Below are 18,705 nucleotides of genomic sequence, written 5' to 3' on the forward strand. Positions count from 1 at the left end.
TTCCGACGCGGCCAACCGGCTGCTGCAACGCATCTGGTCCTTCGTACTCCTGATATGCCGTATCGATCCATCCCGGAGAGATTGAATTTACCCGCACCTTTCCCGCAAAACTTGCCGCCAGTGCATGTGTCAGCGCTGCGATACCGCCCTTGGCTGCCGTGTAGCTTTCCGTCTGCGGCTGGCTCATCCGGTCGCGGGAGGAAGAAATATTTATAATGCAGGAGCCTTCCCGGAAATACGGCACAAACAGCTTTGACAGATAGAAAGGCGCAGTAACACCGACTGCCAGAGCATACTGAAACTCCTCATAGCTGCACTCGCCTGACATGGGACCAGGCCCCGGCGAGATGTATACCCCTGTATCACATTATAATGATTTGGTTTTTCTTGTGAACATTCTGTAAACTTGTGACAAATGTCATTGAGAGACATCGGCTGGTTGGTGTATAAAAAAAGATGTCAACACTATATTATCAATCATGAATATCTTAGAGAAAATATTGAATATATACGGATATCGAGCATCTTTTAGAGGCGGAGGTTCTTACGGAGGTTCTATGCTGAAGAAGATGGAAAAACCTATTACATATCTAAAGGATGCCGGGAGGAGGAAAAACCTCGCGGCTGTTTTTATATGTCTGAACCTTATTTTGCTGTCCTGTGTCTGCGTTTTTTTTAGTATAAACCTACATACCGCGTTTCTGAAGGAAAAAGAATCCAGAATCTTCGGAGCTGTTTTCCCGGATACTGCTGATGATTATTATCGTGAGATCCTCATGCAGATCGAAACGAATATCCAGGCAGAGGGGGATCTCCTGCTGTCGAGAGACTGCGGTTATGATATTGAACTGCAGGGACGGCAGATGCTTGAGCTCGCGGACAGAGGCGCAGAGGCGGTTTTTGTCTGCCCGGCTGCAGACCGGGGGCTCGAGGAGGAGATCCGTAGATGTATGCAGTGTGGCACCAGAGTGATCCTGGTGGGGCGGGGCTGTGCGGGAGAGGAAGAGGCACAGGCCCTGGTTCTTTCTGATGATGAAAAAGCGGGGGAGACGCTGGCCGGCTATATCGATGTGAAAGTGAAGTCAGCGCGTATCCTCCTGCTGGGCAGGGAGAAAGACTCTTCGAGCCGTGCCCGGACCGAGAGTTTCTGCCGCAGAATCCTGGGGGATAAAATTGAAAAAAGCCCGCTGCCGGGCGGAGAAAGCGCAAAAACGAACGACAAAGACGATAATACCGGCAGCTCCCACGATCCCTTTCAGATCGTCCGCCGGGTGCAGGTGGAAAACGGGGAAAAGGAAATGGAGAAGGCCCGGAGCTATATAGGCAGGGAACTGCAGCGCGGCCGCAAATTTGATCTCATCTTCGCGGCGGACGAAAAGCTTGCGGCAGGTGCCTATGCGGCTCTCAGGGAGGCCGGAGAGGAAAAACATGTACAGATCGTCGCTGTGGATGGAAGCCCTGTGGGAAAGAGGATGCTGCGTTCGTCCGGCTATCTTGCCACAGTGATGGAGTATCCAAGTGTTCTCGCCGGAGAGGCAGTAAGACAGGCCTACAGTGAGTTGGAAATGCCTCCCGGGAGCAGGATTCTCACCCAGGTCAAGCTGGTGACAAAGAATATTATCTATTCTTACGATATCGACAAGTGGGAGTGATCGACAAGCGGGAGTGAACGAGGTGAAGTATTGAAAGATAGTCAGGAACTGCGCAGGATCCGCCTTTTTATGGCGAATGTCAATTACCTGTGGACGCTGTTTTATGCATTATTTGTATATATGACGATCCTCAGGGTCATTCGGGAGGAACAGGCGAGCTCGTTTCTGAACGGGTTGAATACAATGCCCCGCTCTCCGCATCAGATGCTGATCCTGTCCATCGTTCTGTCCACGGCTCTGCTTTTAATCCTGATCTTTGGACACAGGATCCTGCAGGGCAATGCGGGCTTTGCTGTCTACGCCGCGATAGAACTGGCGCTGGCGCTTTTTATATTGTCTGTTGATAACTACGATAATACAGGTATCCTGTTGATCATTGCGGCGGACTGGATCGTGTTTGACTGCGATACAGAGGACAAAGTGATCGGAATGATCGTTCTGCTGACCTGTTATGTACTGGCCAGATCACCGATCTCGATTCCGGGTTTTGTGAAAATCGATTCCCGGGAATATCTGCAGTTTTATGAGAGAGGTTTTCAGGGCGTACTTATGCTTCTGCGCAGTATCATTTTTTCAGGGACGACAATGGGGTTCATCCTTTATCTTGTCCTTGCTATGCGCCTTGCAGAAAAAGAAAACGAACGTGTCCGCCAGCTGAACATCCGGCTTGATACAGCAAATGAAGAACTCAGGACTGCGAATGAAAAGCTGGAGGAATATTCGCGCACAGTGGAAAAAATGTCTCAGACAAGAGAGCGGAACCGTCTCGCCCGTGAGATTCATGATACCCTGGGGCATACGCTTACAGGATTAATCTCCTGTATGGACGCATGTCTGACTCTGATCGACGATTCCAAGGAGGACACAAAGAAAATTCTCTATAAAGCCAGGGATGTTGCCAGGCAGGGAATGGTCGATGTCCGGCGAAGTGTCAGCGCCCTGCGGCCGGACGCACTGGAGAGCCTGTCACTTGAAGAAGCTGTCCAGCGCATTATGAGAGAAATGAGCGAGACAGGAGGCGTGCGTTTTTTCTGCGAAATAGATCTGGAAGGTCTCCGGTTTGACGACGATGAAGAAGATACGATCTACAGGATCGTTCAGGAGAGCATCACCAATTCCGTCTCACACGGAAAGGCAACGGAAATATACGTAGGGCTGAAAAAAGCTTATGGCGCGGTGCATATCAGAATCTGCGACAACGGCACAGGGTGTCCTGATTATAAGAAAGGTTTCGGGCTGGTGCACATGCAGGAACGGGCGAGACTTCTTGGAGGGAGCGTGTGTTTTGACGGAAATACAGGACTGGACGGAGGAAAGGGATTTGCCGTTCATGCAGAGATACCGATCCGGTGGGGAAAATAACTGAAGCCAGTAAAAAGCGAGGAATAAGAATAAATGAAAATCAAAGTACTTGTTGCGGACGATCAGGAACTTACAAGGGACTGCCTCAAGATTGTGCTGGGCAGGCGTGATGATATGGAAGTGATCGATGCGGTGGGGACCGGGACGGACGTGATCCGCAGTGTGCGGAAACAGCAGCCGGATGTGATCCTGATGGACGTCCGCATGCCCGGAATGGACGGGGTCACCTGTACGAAGATCATCAAGGAAAACTATCCCGGGATCAAAATCATTGTACTCACAACCTTTGACGATGATGAATACGTCTTTAACGCACTCAGGGACGGAGCGAGCGGATATCTTCTCAAGGGTATTTCCATGCAGGAACTGGCGGAGGCTATCATCAAGGTCAACAGCGGGAGTGCGATGATCAACCCGGATATCGCCTCCAAAGTGATCACATTCTTTTCCGAGATGGCAAAAGGAAGCCTTTCGATCCAGGTGGACAGAAACGGCGCGGAAGAAATCGGAGAGACCGAGTGGGATATCATCACCCTTGTCAGCCGGGGATTTTCCAACAAGGAAATTTCCGCTGAGCTGAATTTTTCCGAGGGGACCATCCGGAATTATCTCAGTACGATCCTCAGCAAGCTGGCTCTGCGTGACAGAACGCAACTCGCGATCTGGGCGGTACAGTCAGAATATTTAGGAAAGCGCGGCAGGGAGCAGCGATGATACACGGGACAGAAGAAGGAAAAAACAGACGCCGCTGGTCAACCGCGGCCCGCACACTGCTGTGTCTGCTTCTGGCGGTCTGCGCCTTTGCGGCTTTTTCCGCCCCTGACATACGCCTTTCCTCTTTGCTGCCAAAACACAAAAAGACCCTGACAATCGGTTTTTTCTATGGCGGCACAGGTCCGCGTGGATATGAAGGAGCACAGAATACAGTCCTTTCGGCAATCAAGGAATATCACAAACAGTATCCGGATGTGGAGTTACGGTTTGAGAAGGGGATCCTCTGCGATGATTATTCCGAGTGGCTGATGGGAAAATATCTCGAAGGGATAGAACCCGACGTTTTTGTCGCGCAGCAGGAGGACCTGTCCGCTCTCGCAGAAAAAAATATGCTGATGCCTCTGCCGGAGGAGCCGCCAGGAAAAGAGCCAGTATCTTATCCCCCTTTGCTGGAGGCCTGCCGGTGGGGCGGAGTACTGTACGCGCTTCCTGTCATGTGCAATCCGCAGATGATGGCAGTGAACACCTGTTTTCTGAGGACCTATGTCGGACATGACCCGGGCACTGACTGGAGCTGGGGCGAATTTCGCCAGATGTGCAGGATCTGCACGGGACAAAGCGGCGGAGCGCTGGATCATCCCAGATATGGCGTGACAGGGTACACCTGGGAGATGGCGGCTGCTTCCAATGCAGCCAGGCTTTTTGACGAATACGGTATAAAAAACTATCTGGCTGAGACAAGATGTGTGCAGGCTGTGACCTTTCATTACAGACTAAACGGCCTGTTGACAGATATGGCCGACTTTTCATCCGGCCATGTGGCTTTTTCTCCCATGTGGGCAGACAACTGGCGCAAATACAGTACCGAGCCATATGCGGCGGTGGATGAAAACAGTTTTTCCTGGTACTGCACTACCATGCCTGCCGGCCCGGGAGGGGACAATATCTCGCGGACAGAGCTGTTGGCCGGAGCAATCACCCGCAGGAATACCTGCAGAGAGGAGGCTGTGCGCTTTCTCAAGATCCTTGCCGAAGACAACACGATCCAGCAGTCAGTTCTGGAGCAAACCTGGTGCCTTCCGGCCTCCTCAAAGATTCTGCCGCACTATACCGGCACGGATCGGATCTCCGCAGATGGCTCAAAATCTTCTCACAGGGCAGGGGCTGTCGACTATGACCTGCTCGATCAGATTCTGCAAAAAGCAGTTGTCATACGGCGATTCGGAGAGTACGAAGATATTCTGCATAAGCTTGACAGGGAGATCGGGGAAGCGGGCAGCAGCAGCGGCAACTTCGCTGTGTCCCTTCGCAAAATCTCCAATACAATGGAAACATATGCCGGGAAACACTGAGCATGCAGCAGTTCTGCCGCAGCAATTATACAGGCGGCCATTTTATGGGCAACGGTTTTCCAGGCATCAAACAAGCCCCGCGGGCAGGACCATTCCTGCCTGCGGGTTCTTTATTTATAAAACCACAGATCCGGAAGACCTCTTATGCTTCTTACTGACGATACTTCCGATGACAATTGTCAATTCCAATTAATGACAATTTTCAACTCTAATCAAAAGAGCAAAATAATAGAATTTTAAGGAAAGGAAACTATATCGCTTCAGTGCTTTCGGACGCCCCGCGAGGGACACAGGGGGCACTGTTGTGAGTAAGAAAGGTGGAGTAATACATGGGGACAAATGGAAAGAATATGGTTCTTGAGATGAAGGACATCGACAAGTCCTTTCCCGGTGTACATGCTCTGGACCACTGCAGCTTTGACCTTTTCGAGGGCGAGGTGCACGCGCTGATCGGCGAGAATGGTGCCGGCAAGTCCACGCTTGTCAAGATCATGACCGGCATACACTCTGACTATACAGGCGAGTACACCCTGTTCGGGAAACCTGTGCATTTCAACTCTATCAAAGAGGCACAGGAGAACGGCATTTCAATCGTGCATCAGGAACTGAATATGATGAACGATCTGACTGTGGCGCAGAACATTTTCATCGGAAGAGAGTCAAAAGGCTTTTTTTGCAATGACAAAGAGATCAATGCAAAGACAGAAAAGCTTATCAAGGACTTCGAGATCGGTGTCAGGGCGACAGACTTGATCAAGAATCTGACCGTCGGCAAATGCCAGATGGTTGAGATCGCGAGGGCTATGTCTTATGAAGCGACAAAGGTTCTGATCCTGGACGAGCCCACGGCCGCCCTGTCCGAGGCTGAGGCCGAGGACCTGTTTGAGAAGATGGAACAGCTCCGGTCGCACGGGGTGTCTATCATCTTTATCTCCCATCGTCTGGAGGAAATCAAAAGAGTCGCGGACCGCGTCACGGTCATGCGTGACGGAAAGTACATTGATACGCTGAACGCCAAGACATGCGATGTACAGGATATTGTCAGGCTGATGGTAGGCCGCGAGGTCATTGAGGCACCCAAAGCAAAGAGCAATGTCGACCCCGGTGCGCCTGTCGTGCTGGAGGCCAAAAATCTGACTGCGCCCAAGGTCAAAAATGTCTCTTTTGTCCTGCATCAGGGCGAGATTCTCGGATTTGCCGGACTGGTCGGAGCCGGACGTACGGAGACGATGCGCCTTCTGTACGGCGCGGATCCTATGGAGAGCGGAGAAGTCCTGGTCAAAGGAAAGCCAATCCTAGTCCATCATTCCAAAGACGCGATCGCAAACGGCATAGGTTACCTGTCCGAGGACCGCAAACGATACGGTCTCGTGCTGGGACTCCCGATCACGGACAACACAGTATTGGCATCCTACGATAATCCCGAGCTTCACAACAGCATTTTTGTAAACGAAAAAAAATGCGGAGCAGTTGCGGAAGAGTATGTGAATAAACTCAAGACCAAGACCCCCTCAGTCAGCCAGCTCGTACGAAATCTTTCCGGCGGCAACCAACAGAAGGTCGTCATGGCCAAATGGCTTCTGCGTGACTGTGATGTCCTGATCTTTGACGAGCCCACGAGAGGAATCGATATTGGCGCCCGCGCGGAGATCTACTCCCTGATGGACTCCCTGGTAAAAGAGGGAAAATCCATTATCATGGTCTCCTCCGATATGACCGAGGTCCTGAAAATGAGCGACCGCATCGTTGTCATGTGCGAGGGACGCAAGACCGGAGAACTCGATATCGCAGAAGCGACACAGGACAAGATCATGACACTTGCGACCAAGTATACAGACTGACCGCTCAGTGGCTGAAAGTTCTTGAAGAAAAAACAGCCACAGCGGTGTGAAGGTGAGATCTTTTACTTTTCACATTTGGGAGGGAATAATAAATGGATAAAAAAGAAACAGGGGGCTTCATTGCCTATCTGAAGGGCGACGGTCTGCAAAAGGTCATCGCAGTCGGATGCCTCATCGTCTTATACGTATTTTTCAGTATTTTCGGAAATCATTTCCTGACATCGGATACCCTTGTCAGTATCCTGGATTCTTCGTATTATATCGGCTTTCTTGCCATCGGCATGACCTTTGTTGTCATCACAGGGGGAATCGATCTTTCCTGCGGCACCGTCATGGTCGGCAGCGCCCTGATCGGCGGCGTCGCCTACAATGTGTGGCATGTGCCGGTCGCGCTGTCCATCCTGCTGGTTCTGATCAGCGCGATCCTCTTCGGCTTCTGCAGCGGCCTTCTGGTCGGCAAGCTGGGCCTTCCGCCCTTTATTGCCACACTGGGCATGCAGTTTATCTCTCTGGGAATCTGCTCGGTCATCGCCAAGGTGCAGACACAGACCTGGCCTTCCCTCACTTCCGAAGACGGCTGGTTCAAGCGTGTGATTTACAAAAATAACGGTTTCCCGGTCGGCGCTATCTGGCTGATCGTCTTCTTTGTCATCGGCTGGATCCTTCTTAACAAGACGATCCTCGGCCGCTACACCTACGCAATGGGTTCCAATGAAGAGGCAGTCGAGCTCTCCGGTATCAAGACTTCCAACTGGAAAGTCATCGTCTATGTCGTAAACGGCTTCTTTGTAGGCCTGGCAGGCATCATTTACGCGGCAACTTATTCCACCATTACCCCGCAGACCGGCGGCGGACAGGAAATGTACGCCATCGCGGCATGCGTGATCGGCGGCACATCTCTCGCAGGCGGTGTCGGCACCCTCTCCGGAACGATCCTCGGCGTCTTCGTCATCTCCGTTCTGAAAACAGGACTCCTGTCCATGGGACTTCCCGTCCAGTGGCAGCAGGTTCTGATCGGTGTCGTCGTTCTGCTTGCCGTACTGGTCGACGTCATCCGCGCAAGCAAGTCCAGGAAAACCTGATCAGTGATATAACAAGTACAGGAAAACCTGACCGGAGGTATAACAAGTACAGTGAAACCTGATCAGTGATATCGCGGAAATCTTCGCTCACAGGCGAAGTTTCTGATAGATGCAGCTTCATTCCCTGCTCTCCGGCATCCACATAATCAGCCTACAGCTTTCATGAAAGGAGACAGGGAATGAAAACCGGACATTTCGAAATACGACCGAAATGTTTTCAACGTTTTTCAACATCTTTTATCGGGAGGAACCATCTTATGAAGAAAAAAGCACTGAGCGTAGTCCTCAGCCTCGCCATCGCAGGCACTCTGCTGGCAGGCTGCGGCGGATCCGGAAGCAGCAGCCAGCCTGCATCAAATGCAGGTGCCGCACAAACCGGTGATGCGGCAGCGACAGATGGCGGCTCTATGGACATCAGAATCATCTCCAAGAGCTTCAACAACCAGTTTTATCAGGCTGCTTTCAAAGGCGCGAATGACGCAGCAGCCGATCTGGGTGTCACAGTCACAACAAACGGCCCCGACGTTGAGACCAACACCTCTCAGCAGGTCGAGCAGGTCAAGGCAGCGGTCAACGCAAAGCCCAATGCGATCGTTCTGGCAGCATGCGATACAGATTCTCTGGAAGAAACTCTGACCGCAGCCAAGGAAGCCGGCATCCCCGTCATCGGATTTGACTCCGGCGTTCCCGGCGACACTACAGGCGCCGTCCTCGCAACTGCGGCAACAGATAACACCAATGCAGGCGCAAACGTGGCCCAGAACCTGATCGCGGATCCCGCCTTCCAGGAAGCGATCCTCAAGGGCACAGAGGAGAACCCCACTGTTCTCGGTATCCTCGCACAGGACGCCACCTCCGGTTCTATCGTCCTTCGTGTCAACGGCTTCATCGAAGAGGCAGTCAAGGATCTCGAGGCTCTCGACGGACTTGCAGGCGCAGTCGATGTCTCTGGTCAGGAGAAGTGGACACAGCCCTCTGCGAAGCCCGCAAAGGTCAAGATCGTCGTCACTGTTCCCCCTTCATCCAGCGCAGCTGATATCCAGTCCGCTTCCAACACAATCTTCAGCACCGACAACCTCGTAGGTGTATTCGCTGCAAACCAGGATGCAGTCAACGGCGTTATCTCCGCTACCAACGACGGCACAGACCTCGACAAAGCCAACGGCAAATACAAAGATATCTTTGTAGTCGGATTCGATTCCGGAACTTCCCAGCGTCAGGCAGTCACCAACGGCCAGTTCCTTGGTTCCGTCACCCAGGACCCCTATCAGATGGGATACCAGGCTGTGACTCTGGCTGTCAAAGCCGCCAACGGTGAAGCTGTTGAAGATGTCGACACCGGCTCCAAGTGGTACAATGCCGAAAACATCGACAGCGAAGAGATCTCCGTCCTTCTTTACGACTGATCGATCAGATAATTAATGAGCCAGTCGATCAGGAGGTCAATCCGCAATTGATCAGGAGATCGAACAGGAATAACAGCCTGCACAATTATTCCTTATTCTGACAACCGCACCGCGGTCGACCATAAACAGGCGCCCGCGGTGCGGCTTTTTTCATAAATACCACAGGGGGTACATATGCATATCCATTTAGACCATATCACCATCAATGTCAGAGACATGGAAGCCAGTGAACGCTTTTACGGAGAAGTCCTGGGACTTCCGAAAATGGAAAATGTCGATATGGGAGACCATGAGATCCACTATTTCCAGCTGGACGGCCCGGTCCGGCTCGAGCTGATCTCCTACATGGACGATTTTGGCGAACTGAAAGCGAATGTAAAGACCAGGGGGATCTACCGCCACTTCGCAATGGAAACGAAGGATGTGGACGCTCTCTATGAAAAAATCAAGGGAGCAGGATATACCTGCCTGACAGAACCCAGTGACGTCGAAAAACTTCATTTCCGCGGCTTTCTGGCGGAGGATCCCAACGGCGTGGAAGTGGAGTTCCTCCAGCGATGAAAACTCCAAAATGGGGTCAGAGCTCATTATGACGCAATGCAAACATCCATAACCAATTAAAATCTGCCGTTATGGCGGCTTTGTTCTTACCTCCGTTATAAGGCCAGCCTCCATTACATGTCCCCTTCAAGGCGGCTGACAGTAACCTTTTGAGAAGGAGCGATCACAAAGATCCTCCTTTTCTTCTCCAGCTTCTGAATCTCATCACACTGATGATTATAATTGCGGCTGCTTTTAGCAAGGCTTCTTTCAAAGGCAGGATACTTGCGATAGGCATGAATCCTGCGCTTTTTCTTCGAGACCGTTTTGCGGTACTCCGGTTCTCTGGTACGGACTACAACGATCTTCTCATATCCCTGGTCAAGTGCCCAACGGTAGGGAATTTTGCAGCTACAGCCGCCATCCAGACAGGGTCTTCTGTCCACATCCACTATCCCATATCTATAGTCTTTTATAGGAATTGCATAAACCGCACAGTTCCCGATAAACTTTGACCAATAGCTTCCGTGAGAATCCGGTGTCAGATACTCCAGTGCGCCTTTCATTGCGAGCGCATGAGTGGAGAGCAGGATATTCTGACCTTCTGCCTGCTCCCGGATCTCTTCCAGAAAATCACCGAGTCTTGCCGTAACAGAAGAAAGCGGTTCCATCCCCTGCGTAACAGGATTATGGACAAAATCAGAAAAAAACGCCCTGACTGCCGGGGCGGGACTTGTCAGATCCATGCCCTCATAAGGACCATAATCCATTTCGATCAGACGCTCCTCTATAAATAACGGAGCCTCCGGTGCAATGATCTTTGCAGTCTCTACCGCACGAATCAGAGGACTTGAGTATACACTGTCTATGCGGATCTGCTGGTCACAAAACCACTTCGCGGCCGCTTCCGCCTGCCGGATTCCATCCTTGTTCAGAGGGATGTCACTTCGCCCCTGCAGTAGTTTTGCCTTATTATTTTCAGTCTGTCCATGTCGGATAATATAGATCATAACCTTTTTACGGAGTAAAAATCATCTTACTCCTGCCTTTAAAACACTTCGTTTTCAGATTACTTTAAATCGGAATATTCTACTTACATGGTTCCCTTTTATATGTGGTAAATGACGTCTTCCTGCTTGTAAAAGCAATATCCCTGAATATTTGGAGTCCTGACAAGCGGAGGGGAGAGAATTCCGGCCTTTTCCAATAAATAAAACCGATATGGATATTCTGTCAAATATTTAAATCCGAACAGGTCTTTTCTGCGGAACCTTTCAAACTGTCCGTATTTAAAGAAAACATAAAGAATACCGCCGGGCTTCAATGCCCGCTCCATCCACACCATCCACAGAAAGATGTCCGGTAACTCTGCGACCGAAACATTCGTCAAACAGCCTCTCAATCCGTTCATTGTATCCTTTCCTGCCCTCCAACAGCATTAGTGGAACTGGCAAGGTATTCGTCCCGGTCAAAATAGATGACCGGGCAGCCATACAGCGTATATTCGAAGGCTCAAATTCCGTCTTGAAACAATAATCCTGCGTCTGTTAGAATGAAAATATCCCAAGGCATATGCAGGGGGGCAGGCCCTATGGGTAAACATCCCATGACGGAAAAAGAAGCCTGGCTTGCATTCCTGTCCTCCGATGATTCCCAGGTCATCCTTAGGATCCTGAAGGACTATCCCGGCATCTTCCGTCCCTTATACGACAGGATCTGCACAATGTGCCAAAACACGAAGGAGATGATGCACATGTTCTCAGAAGAACTCTCCATCCTGGACAAAAATACGGTTATGATGATGATCGAAGAACAGCAGGAAACCATCGAACAACAGAAGCAGGAACTATCACAGCAAAAGCAGGAACTGTCAAAAAAAGATGAAACCATCGGCCAGCAGAAGCAGGAGCTTTCACAGCAGAAGCAGGAGCTTTCACAGCAGAAGCAGGAAATCGAGTATCTCCGCAGGGAGCTGGAGGAAGCCCGCCAGAAAAAATAAGGCCGTTTTCTTCTCAATCCTGTTAGCAACATGGCAGAAAAAAAGTGAAGATAATTGACAGAGAACGCGGGGAAATGGCTGGGAATCTGATTCCCGGTCATTTCTTTTTTATAAATACCCACGCTGGAGTCTGGCCCTGACATGGGGAATCAAATAAACATTCGAGGAGAGACACAGGATGAAAATACATCTGAAAAGGAACGGGACCGCTCTGATTATCCTGGCAGTTGTTAATTTCTTTTTCGAACTGTACGCATTTTATTATCTGAGCAGCGAAAGCTCCGGGTGGTCTTTCGGCATTCAGAACATTTCAGGAATCCTTCTGGCAAACCTGTTGTGTATTGCTGTAGGCGTCATTGCCCTCATTGAGTCTGAAAATACTGCTATATGGCTCGTTTTCATCATGCGGGATTCATCTTTATTCTTCTTATTCCGATAATCCTGCTGGCTACGCAGGGCTCCGTTTCGCAAAAAGTAAACGCCCTTCTTAATCTTACCACCATGCCCATGATCATGGTTTTATATACACTGGCTCTGGCTCAAAAAAAGGAACAGCAATGGAAGACCGTGAAGAAGTAAAAAGGAAGCTTGTAAATTTGTAATCACAGTTTACTCATACACATAGATATAATCTCAATACAATCCTCTTCTACCCGGCACTGATAGTAAACAGTCTCCACGCCGGCATTGACTGCCCTCTTGAGAGCTTTCCCGAATTCGGGATGTGTTTCATAATTAGGCAGGACCTGTCGGATCCCGTTCATCTGAATCACGAAGGATATTGAACAATGGTATCCTGCCTTCGCCGCTTCCGCAAGTTCGCTGAGATGCTTCACCCCCCTCTCCGTCGGCGCATCCGGGAAGAGTCCAATCTGCCTCCCGTCCAGGTCCGCTGCGAGAGTGCAGCCCTTCACTTCGGTCAGATACTTTTCTCCATCCTTTTCCATGTAAAAATCAAATCTGGACCGTCCGTAAGTATACTCAGGTTTTACCATGTCATAACCCTGGATTTCCAGATACTGCTTTACCAATGCGTTAGGAACCAGACTGTCAATGTTGACCCATCCAAGTACCGGCTCATAAACTGAGATCAGGTCATAGGCCGTCTTTCTGCCAGGGTTATCGCTTTTCTGCAGCATGACCTTTGCCTCGGGAAGCAGCAATTCCCTCAGCCTCCCGGTATTTTTCACATGGACCTTTTCCAGTCGATCATCGATCATGACTTCCGCAGTAAAGCGATTGAGTCTGCGCACAAAAATGCCCGAAACGGTATTTCGATATTTAATAAGAGGTCTCTGATCCATAGAATTCTCTTTCTTATCGATGATCAATATGGGAATAATGTTGATTCTGGCCGTTGCCGAAGCGCCGGGAATTTGTCCCCCCTCGTACTCCCGATATGCCGTATCGATCCATTGAATATTCCGGTCGGCAAAATGTTTTATTTAAACTGTTTATTTGAAACTGTTTTATTTGAAATCGTTTTATTCGAAATCATTTTATTTTAAAACTCTCCGGAGCGCCGCATCGGACCCTCCCGGAAACAGTTCTTTCGCCCTTTTAAAAATGCGCTCAGCGGAAGCCAGGGGTTCTTCCTTATAGGCGCTCGTCACATGTTCATAGCCCCAGAGCTCTTCCGGCTTCTGGTAGTAGGAAACAGCCATTCCGTAGTTCTGCCCGCGTTTGTTCCGTCTCCTCTCGAACTTTCGGATGATCAGATAGGTCTGCATCTGCAGCTGCGTCATGCAGCCGTCAAAGTTCTTAAAGCCTTCTTTGCCGAATCCTGCCGCCGGTTTCAACTCATAGCCCGGATGCATGCCGCCGTCTTCAAAGATATCCATAATCGCCTTGTACCGGCGCTGGACAAGCTCGTCATCCCACGCCGCATCGAAGTCGTAACCGTCCCGGCGTGCATTTGCAAAATAGGGGAACCATTCCCGGGAGATGAATCCGGTCTTGTTATTAAAAAACTTCCCGTATGCCACCTCGCCGGTCGCAGGAATGATCTCACGCCACTCCCAGGGGTCCTGCTCCGGATCGCCGGTCCACCAGAAGAGGGGAGAGACGTGCTCCTCCGCGGAGAAGCCCGGCACCTCATTGGCAAAGAGCGGCAGGAAACCGACTTCATTGATCCAGCTGATCAGCTCCCGCCAGGAACGGATCCGCCAGGGATTATCCCAGTCCAGACCCTTCATGATCCATTCACCGCCTTCATTTGCCATTAAAACATACCACCTTTACTTCAGAGAGGAAAACTTACTGAATACAGATAAATGGCATCCCAAATCTGTTGTCTCTTATGGGGATTGCATAGACCGCACAGTTCCCGATAAACTTTGACCAATAGCTTCCGTGAGAATCCGGAGTCAGATACTCCAGTGCGCCTTTCATCGCGAGCGCATGAGTGGAGAGCATAATATTCTGACCTTCTGCCTGCTCCCGGATCTCTTCCATGAATTCACCGAGTCTTGCGGTGACAGAAGAAAGCGGCTCCATCCCTTGCGGAACAGAATTATGGACAAAATCAGAAAAAAACACCCTGACCTCCGGGGCAGGATTCGTCAGATCCATGCCCTCGTAAGGACCATAATCCATTTCGATCAGACGGTCCTCTATAAATAACGGAGCCTCCGGCGCAATAATCTTTGCAGTCTCTACCGCACGAATCAGAGGACTTGAGTACACACTGTCTATGCGGATCTGCTGGTCACAAAACCACTTCGCGGCCGCCTCCGCCTGCCGGATTCCATCCTTGTTCAAAGGGATGTCACTTCGCCCCTGCAGTAGTTTTGCCTTATTATTTGCAGTCTGTCCATGTCGGATAATATAGATCATAACCTGTTTACGGAGTAAAAATCATGTTACTCTTGCCTTTAAAACACTTCGTTTTCAGATTACTTTAACTCGGAATATTCTACTTACATGGTTCCCTTTTATATGTGGTAAATGACGTCTTTCTGCTTGTAAAAGCAATATCCCTGAATATTTGGAGTCCTGACAAGCGGAGGGGAGAGAATTCCGGCCTTTTCCAATAAATAAAACCGATATGGATATTCTGTCAAATATTTAAATCCGAACAGGTCTTTTCTCTCTAATACATACGTTTTGATTTGTTCAAGTTCAGCATTGTCAATTCCACTGAGAGAAACGGTTCCAGATAATAAATCCTGAATGTAAAAATCAACAGTTTTTTTAACTCGGAACAGGTACTCCATTTCTCCGCCGCTTTTCCGAAACATCACATAAGATGTAGGCTCTTTGGGAAACCCTCTTTTAATAGGGTGAGCATGAACACTCGTGTGCAAAATATGTTCGTATGTTTTTCCTGCCGGAAAGGATATTATTCTCTTTTCATTATTCATAAATATTACCATATGGAAAAATGCCGCCAGAACCGATACTTCATTTTGCATCAATATATAATTTTTAAAGTGATCAATCTTCTATAACTTTCATATGCAAATCTCTGGCCAGGACACGGATAAATTTCAGGAATTTCGGTTCTTTTTTATCCGCATATTTTATCACGAAATAATTGTTTTTAAGTTCTTCCCCAAAAACATCCATTGCTATTTTTCTATCTGAAGTGCTTCTATTACTGCAGGTGATTTTCAATTGCTTTTTATTAACAATTTGAATTCCGATGTAACCTTTAAAGAAAAAACCAGGTTTATGATGATGCAATTGCCGTATAGCATCTTTTTCTATTTTGACTTGTGCCATTTTTGCATCTGGCAGTTTTTTTCTTATTACAACCTCATTGTCAATTACTTGAATCTTTAAAGATGATCCTTTTAATGTATGCTGAGGTGTCAAACCATCTTTATACTCTTCTTTCTGGCTATGGATTAAATCATTACTTTGAAAGTTATTACGAGAAAGCGACCCCCATGTATCGTTCTTTATGGGGTTAATCACTTCGCTCTCCCTGTTTTTCTTCAAGGATTCAAACTTTACCGCCGTTGGTGTGGGAGTATTACTATTAGTTGATTTCAGGATATCCAGAATATTTTCAAACTCTTCCGGCAAATAATGTTTTGAATAGAGTGTTTCAAAATCACCCGGAGTTTTGAAAATCATCTATCCAGGAATTTTTAATTTTTCTGCCCCTGATCTACCGATAACCACTTTGGAAATACTATTGGAAGCAGTACAAAAGGCAATTCTGCAAGGGAGACCGTCTCTTATTTCGGATGGAATAGCGGAACCTTGCGGAGTCGATGTAACCAAGATTAAGTGTACATTGGCGACACGTCCATCCAGTATGATCTTTGACAGTAGTTTGTCTGCCCAGTCATACTTTGTGATAGTTACACAATCATCTAAGATAACAAATATGTCGTTGTTACCTGGTGTGTTTTTTACAAAGACATTGTTTTTTAGACGATACTCTATTAAATCTGTCAAAGCCTGCAGACAGTATTTAATGTCATAGATATCTGTAATAGGATTCTCAATCAAAAATGGACTGGAAATAAACTTTGCATACTCCATTTCTGAGGAAGAACAGATGACGAACTGAATATCATCAGGATTGTTTTGTTTCATCAGGTTAATGAGAAGGGCTTTAACAAAAGATGTTTTACCAGTACCTTCTCCACCAGAAACAAAAAGATGCGGAACTGTCTTTAAATCATAGTAATAGGTGCCAGCATCTTTTATCCCCAACTCAATTCTTAAATTACGTTCCTCATTCTGGTTTTGTACCTCTTTTTTCATGTGCTCTTCCGTTTAATATTCAGTATTGATAGTCAACCTTGTCAGGCAGATTGTTTCCATTTGACAACAACAATTATTCCCGACTCCACTTAACAAATAACCCATTCCCGCTGTTATCTTCAAGGCGTGAAGATTATTTTTACTATCTGAAATATTAAAAAGTTATACATTCCCCTCTGTATCCTTTCCTGCTCTCCAACAGCATTAGTGGAACTGGCAGGGCATTCGTCCCGGTCAAAACAGATGACCCGACAGCCATGCAGCGTATATTCGAATGCTCAAATTCCGTCTTGAAACAATAATCCTGCGTCTGTTAGAATGAAAATATCCAAAGGCATATGCAGGGGGCGGCAGGCCCTGCCCCCGCGTGCTTTGTCAGACCGGTGCCGCACCGCGGCGCTGCCGAAGTCTCATTATTCCATGGGGCTCCGGCAAACCTGCTTTTACAGCACCGGAGCCCCTCCGCACACAATTTTATTGCAGGAGGTGCATATGACAAAGAACACAGTCACCATAAGCGCACAGGGAGCAGCTTCCGCGGGTGGGAAGGCTGCCCTTTCCGGCGCGGACATACTGCAGGCGGCACAGTATGATGCCCACGGTAGGGCAGGTTTGCCAACGCTGCGCTCCGCCTTTCCACAGTACAGGGAGCTTGCAGAAGTCCTTCAGGAAATTGCCGCATCCCCGGAGATGACCGGCACTTTCCGGTCCCTGACACCCTCCCGCCGGCAGGAGTTTCTGGACTTCTGCTGCGGTAACAGGGGCGTGCGCGTCCTCTATGATTCCTATTTCAAATATGTGTTTGACCCGGATGTACAGGCCGCGGCGCTTTCCCGCATGATCTCCGTTCTGATCGGACTGGATGTAAAGCTGGTACAGATCCTCCCCAATGAATCCCACCTGGGGGCGGATTACACACTGGTCATCATGGACATCATAGTGGAGGCGTCTGACGGGAGCATCGTGAACGTCGAAGTCCAGAAGATCGGATACAATTTCCCCGGGGAGCGGGCAGCCTGCTATAATGCGGACCTGCTCCTGCGCCAGTACCAGCGGATCCGTAAGGAATTCTCCGAAAATGACAGTCCGCAGGAGGATGACGGAAACAGAGAAAAAGACAGGGAGGGTAAAAAGGGAACATTCAGCTACAAATACATCCGGCCGGTATACACCATCGTGTTTATGGAGACCTCCACAAAGGAATTCCACAGGTTCCGGCAGGATTACATCCACACCTTTGCCCCTGTTTCAGATACCGGCCTGAAGCTGAATCTCCTGCAGAACTACATTTTCGTCCCCCTCGATATTTTCCGGAGGCATCTTGATGCCCTGCTCCGCCCTGCGGGCGGGCAGCCCATGACGGAAAAAGAGGCCTGGCTTACCTTCCTGTCCTCCGATGACCCCCGGATCATCCTTAGGATCCTGGAGGACTATCCCGGCATCTTCCGTCCGTTATACGACAGGATCTGCACAATGTGCCAAAACACGAAGGAGATGATGCACATGTTCTCAGAAGAACTCTCCATCCTGGACAAAAATACGGTTATGATGATGATCGAAGAACAGCAGGAAACCATCGAACAACAGAAGCAGGAACTGTCGCATCAAAAACAGGAATTGTCACAGAAAGACAAAACCATCGGCCAGCAAAAGCAGGAGCTTTCAAAAAAAGACAAAACCATCGGCCAGCAGAAGCAGGAACTGTCACAGCAGAAACAGGAAATCGAGCACCTCCGCAGAGAGCTGGAGAAAGCCCTGCAGAAAAAAATAAAACCGTATTCTTCTTAATCCTGTTTAGCAACAGGGCAGAAAAAAGTGTAGACGATTGACAGAGAACACAAGGAAATGGCCGGGAATCTGCCCCCGTGGGGCACCCGGTCATTCCTTTTTTGTAAATACCCAAGTTAGGGTCGTCCCAAACAAACGTGGAAACTCGTAAAACCTTGATTGGAATCGATGCTCAGGTGTCGATCACAGCCTGCGGCTGGCAGGTTTTAAGGACTACAAATCACTCTTCGGGTGTATAGGTCCAGCCGCA

Annotated in this window: 17 protein-coding genes and 1 pseudogene; 10 read left to right on the forward strand and 8 right to left on the reverse strand. The window is 49.0% G+C overall.

From position 1 onward, the window contains the following. Window positions 1–319, reverse strand: a pseudogene (locus tag BLT02_RS15600) (SDR family oxidoreductase); the annotation flags it as partial. 238 nt (window positions 320–557) lie between these two features. On the opposite strand from BLT02_RS15600, the gene BLT02_RS15605 reads away from it, so the two are divergent. The 8 genes from BLT02_RS15605 (at window position 558) to BLT02_RS15640 (ending at window position 9,970) form a co-directional block, all read left to right on the forward strand. Then, entirely contained in the window at window positions 558–1,652 is a 1,095-nt protein-coding gene (locus BLT02_RS15605) for a substrate-binding domain-containing protein (protein WP_175453887.1), read from the forward strand. Between the two features lie 30 nt (window positions 1,653–1,682). Continuing rightward, on the forward strand, window positions 1,683–3,014 hold the full coding sequence (locus BLT02_RS15610) for a sensor histidine kinase (RefSeq protein WP_092997642.1): 1,332 nt from the start codon (window positions 1,683–1,685) through the stop codon (window positions 3,012–3,014). Window positions 3,015–3,047: 33 nt separating this feature from the next. Then, window positions 3,048–3,728, forward strand: coding sequence for a response regulator transcription factor (locus BLT02_RS15615; protein ID WP_092997644.1), 681 nt, complete (start codon window positions 3,048–3,050; stop codon window positions 3,726–3,728). Beyond that, window positions 3,725–5,080, forward strand: coding sequence for an ABC transporter substrate-binding protein (locus BLT02_RS15620; protein ID WP_092997647.1), 1,356 nt, complete (start codon window positions 3,725–3,727; stop codon window positions 5,078–5,080). The genes BLT02_RS15615 and BLT02_RS15620 overlap by 4 nt, the downstream gene beginning before the upstream one ends. Window positions 5,081–5,409: 329 nt before the next feature. Continuing rightward, window positions 5,410–6,921: a sugar ABC transporter ATP-binding protein gene (locus tag BLT02_RS15625; RefSeq protein ID WP_092997650.1), complete on the forward strand. Its 1,512-nt coding sequence runs from the start codon at window positions 5,410–5,412 to the stop codon at window positions 6,919–6,921. A gap of 92 nt (window positions 6,922–7,013) precedes the next feature. After that, on the forward strand, window positions 7,014–8,003 hold the full coding sequence (locus BLT02_RS15630; RefSeq protein ID WP_092997653.1) for an ABC transporter permease: 990 nt from the start codon (window positions 7,014–7,016) through the stop codon (window positions 8,001–8,003). A 257-nt stretch (window positions 8,004–8,260) separates the two neighbouring features. Continuing rightward, window positions 8,261–9,409: a substrate-binding domain-containing protein gene (locus BLT02_RS15635; RefSeq protein WP_175453888.1), complete on the forward strand. Its 1,149-nt coding sequence runs from the start codon at window positions 8,261–8,263 to the stop codon at window positions 9,407–9,409. Between the two features lie 174 nt (window positions 9,410–9,583). After that, entirely contained in the window at window positions 9,584–9,970 is a 387-nt protein-coding gene (locus BLT02_RS15640; RefSeq protein ID WP_092997659.1) for a VOC family protein, read from the forward strand. Between the two features lie 113 nt (window positions 9,971–10,083). Here BLT02_RS15640 and BLT02_RS15645 read toward each other — a convergent pair whose 3' ends face one another. Continuing rightward, complete coding sequence (locus tag BLT02_RS15645) at window positions 10,084–10,959, reverse strand: histidine phosphatase family protein (protein ID WP_092997662.1); 876 nt, start codon at window positions 10,957–10,959, stop codon at window positions 10,084–10,086. 581 nt (window positions 10,960–11,540) lie between these two features. Between BLT02_RS15645 and BLT02_RS15655 the strand changes: the two genes are divergently transcribed. Further along, window positions 11,541–11,948 carry a hypothetical protein gene (locus BLT02_RS15655; RefSeq protein WP_092997668.1) on the forward strand — a complete coding sequence of 136 codons (408 nt, stop codon included), beginning with the start codon at window positions 11,541–11,543 and terminating at the stop codon, window positions 11,946–11,948. A gap of 602 nt (window positions 11,949–12,550) precedes the next feature. On the opposite strand, the gene sfsA is transcribed toward BLT02_RS15655, so the two are convergent. The 6 genes from sfsA to BLT02_RS15690 all read right to left on the reverse strand — a co-directional run bounded on the left by sfsA (window position 12,551) and on the right by BLT02_RS15690 (window position 16,667). Next, on the reverse strand, window positions 12,551–13,252 hold the full coding sequence (sfsA, locus tag BLT02_RS15665; RefSeq protein WP_175453889.1) for a DNA/RNA nuclease SfsA: 702 nt from the start codon (window positions 13,250–13,252) through the stop codon (window positions 12,551–12,553). Window positions 13,253–13,447: 195 nt separating this feature from the next. Beyond that, the gene (locus BLT02_RS15670; protein WP_092997674.1) at window positions 13,448–14,170 is read right to left on the reverse strand and encodes an AlkZ-related protein; all 723 of its coding nucleotides are present in this window, start codon (window positions 14,168–14,170) and stop codon (window positions 13,448–13,450) included. A gap of 34 nt (window positions 14,171–14,204) precedes the next feature. Then, window positions 14,205–14,783 (reverse strand): histidine phosphatase family protein, encoded by a 579-nt coding sequence (locus BLT02_RS15675; protein WP_092997677.1) that lies wholly within the window; start codon window positions 14,781–14,783, stop codon window positions 14,205–14,207. Window positions 14,784–14,881: 98 nt separating this feature from the next. Beyond that, a complete protein-coding gene (locus tag BLT02_RS15680; RefSeq protein WP_139187706.1) occupies window positions 14,882–15,322 on the reverse strand; it encodes a hypothetical protein in 441 nt (146 codons plus the stop codon). A 61-nt stretch (window positions 15,323–15,383) separates the two neighbouring features. Then, window positions 15,384–16,028: a hypothetical protein gene (locus BLT02_RS15685; RefSeq protein WP_092997683.1), complete on the reverse strand. Its 645-nt coding sequence runs from the start codon at window positions 16,026–16,028 to the stop codon at window positions 15,384–15,386. Continuing rightward, a complete protein-coding gene (locus tag BLT02_RS15690; RefSeq protein ID WP_092997686.1) occupies window positions 16,029–16,667 on the reverse strand; it encodes an FtsK/SpoIIIE domain-containing protein in 639 nt (212 codons plus the stop codon). Window positions 16,668–17,159: 492 nt separating this feature from the next. On the opposite strand from BLT02_RS15690, the gene BLT02_RS15695 reads away from it, so the two are divergent. Continuing rightward, on the forward strand, window positions 17,160–18,455 hold the full coding sequence (locus tag BLT02_RS15695) for a hypothetical protein (RefSeq protein ID WP_092997689.1): 1,296 nt from the start codon (window positions 17,160–17,162) through the stop codon (window positions 18,453–18,455). Window positions 18,456–18,705: the final 250 nt, after the last annotated feature.

Source organism: Sarcina sp. DSM 11001, from assembly GCF_900101015.1.
Classification (GTDB): Bacteria; Bacillota; Clostridia; order Lachnospirales; family Lachnospiraceae; genus CAG-791.

Excerpts from the sequence above, each read along its gene's own strand:
- BLT02_RS15680 (WP_139187706.1), bottom strand. The coding sequence starts at position 15,322 with ATGGTAATATTTATGAATAATGAAAAGAGAATAATATCCTTTCCGGCA.
- BLT02_RS15630 (WP_092997653.1), top strand. The coding sequence starts at position 7,014 with ATGGATAAAAAAGAAACAGGGGGCTTCATTGCCTATCTGAAGGGCGAC.
- BLT02_RS15640 (WP_092997659.1), top strand. The coding sequence starts at position 9,584 with ATGCATATCCATTTAGACCATATCACCATCAATGTCAGAGACATGGAA.
- BLT02_RS15605 (WP_175453887.1), top strand. The coding sequence starts at position 558 with ATGCTGAAGAAGATGGAAAAACCTATTACATATCTAAAGGATGCCGGG.
- BLT02_RS15675 (WP_092997677.1), bottom strand. The coding sequence starts at position 14,783 with ATGATCTATATTATCCGACATGGACAGACTGCAAATAATAAGGCAAAA.
- BLT02_RS15625 (WP_092997650.1), top strand. The coding sequence starts at position 5,410 with ATGGGGACAAATGGAAAGAATATGGTTCTTGAGATGAAGGACATCGAC.
- BLT02_RS15635 (WP_175453888.1), top strand. The coding sequence starts at position 8,261 with ATGAAGAAAAAAGCACTGAGCGTAGTCCTCAGCCTCGCCATCGCAGGC.
- BLT02_RS15620 (WP_092997647.1), top strand. The coding sequence starts at position 3,725 with ATGATACACGGGACAGAAGAAGGAAAAAACAGACGCCGCTGGTCAACC.
- BLT02_RS15695 (WP_092997689.1), top strand. The coding sequence starts at position 17,160 with ATGACAAAGAACACAGTCACCATAAGCGCACAGGGAGCAGCTTCCGCG.
- BLT02_RS15690 (WP_092997686.1), bottom strand. The coding sequence starts at position 16,667 with ATGAAAAAAGAGGTACAAAACCAGAATGAGGAACGTAATTTAAGAATT.
- BLT02_RS15685 (WP_092997683.1), bottom strand. The coding sequence starts at position 16,028 with ATGATTTTCAAAACTCCGGGTGATTTTGAAACACTCTATTCAAAACAT.
- BLT02_RS15645 (WP_092997662.1), bottom strand. The coding sequence starts at position 10,959 with ATGATCTATATTATCCGACATGGACAGACTGAAAATAATAAGGCAAAA.
- sfsA (WP_175453889.1), bottom strand. The coding sequence starts at position 13,252 with ATGGATCAGAGACCTCTTATTAAATATCGAAATACCGTTTCGGGCATT.
- BLT02_RS15670 (WP_092997674.1), bottom strand. The coding sequence starts at position 14,170 with ATGGCAAATGAAGGCGGTGAATGGATCATGAAGGGTCTGGACTGGGAT.
- BLT02_RS15615 (WP_092997644.1), top strand. The coding sequence starts at position 3,048 with ATGAAAATCAAAGTACTTGTTGCGGACGATCAGGAACTTACAAGGGAC.
- BLT02_RS15655 (WP_092997668.1), top strand. The coding sequence starts at position 11,541 with ATGGGTAAACATCCCATGACGGAAAAAGAAGCCTGGCTTGCATTCCTG.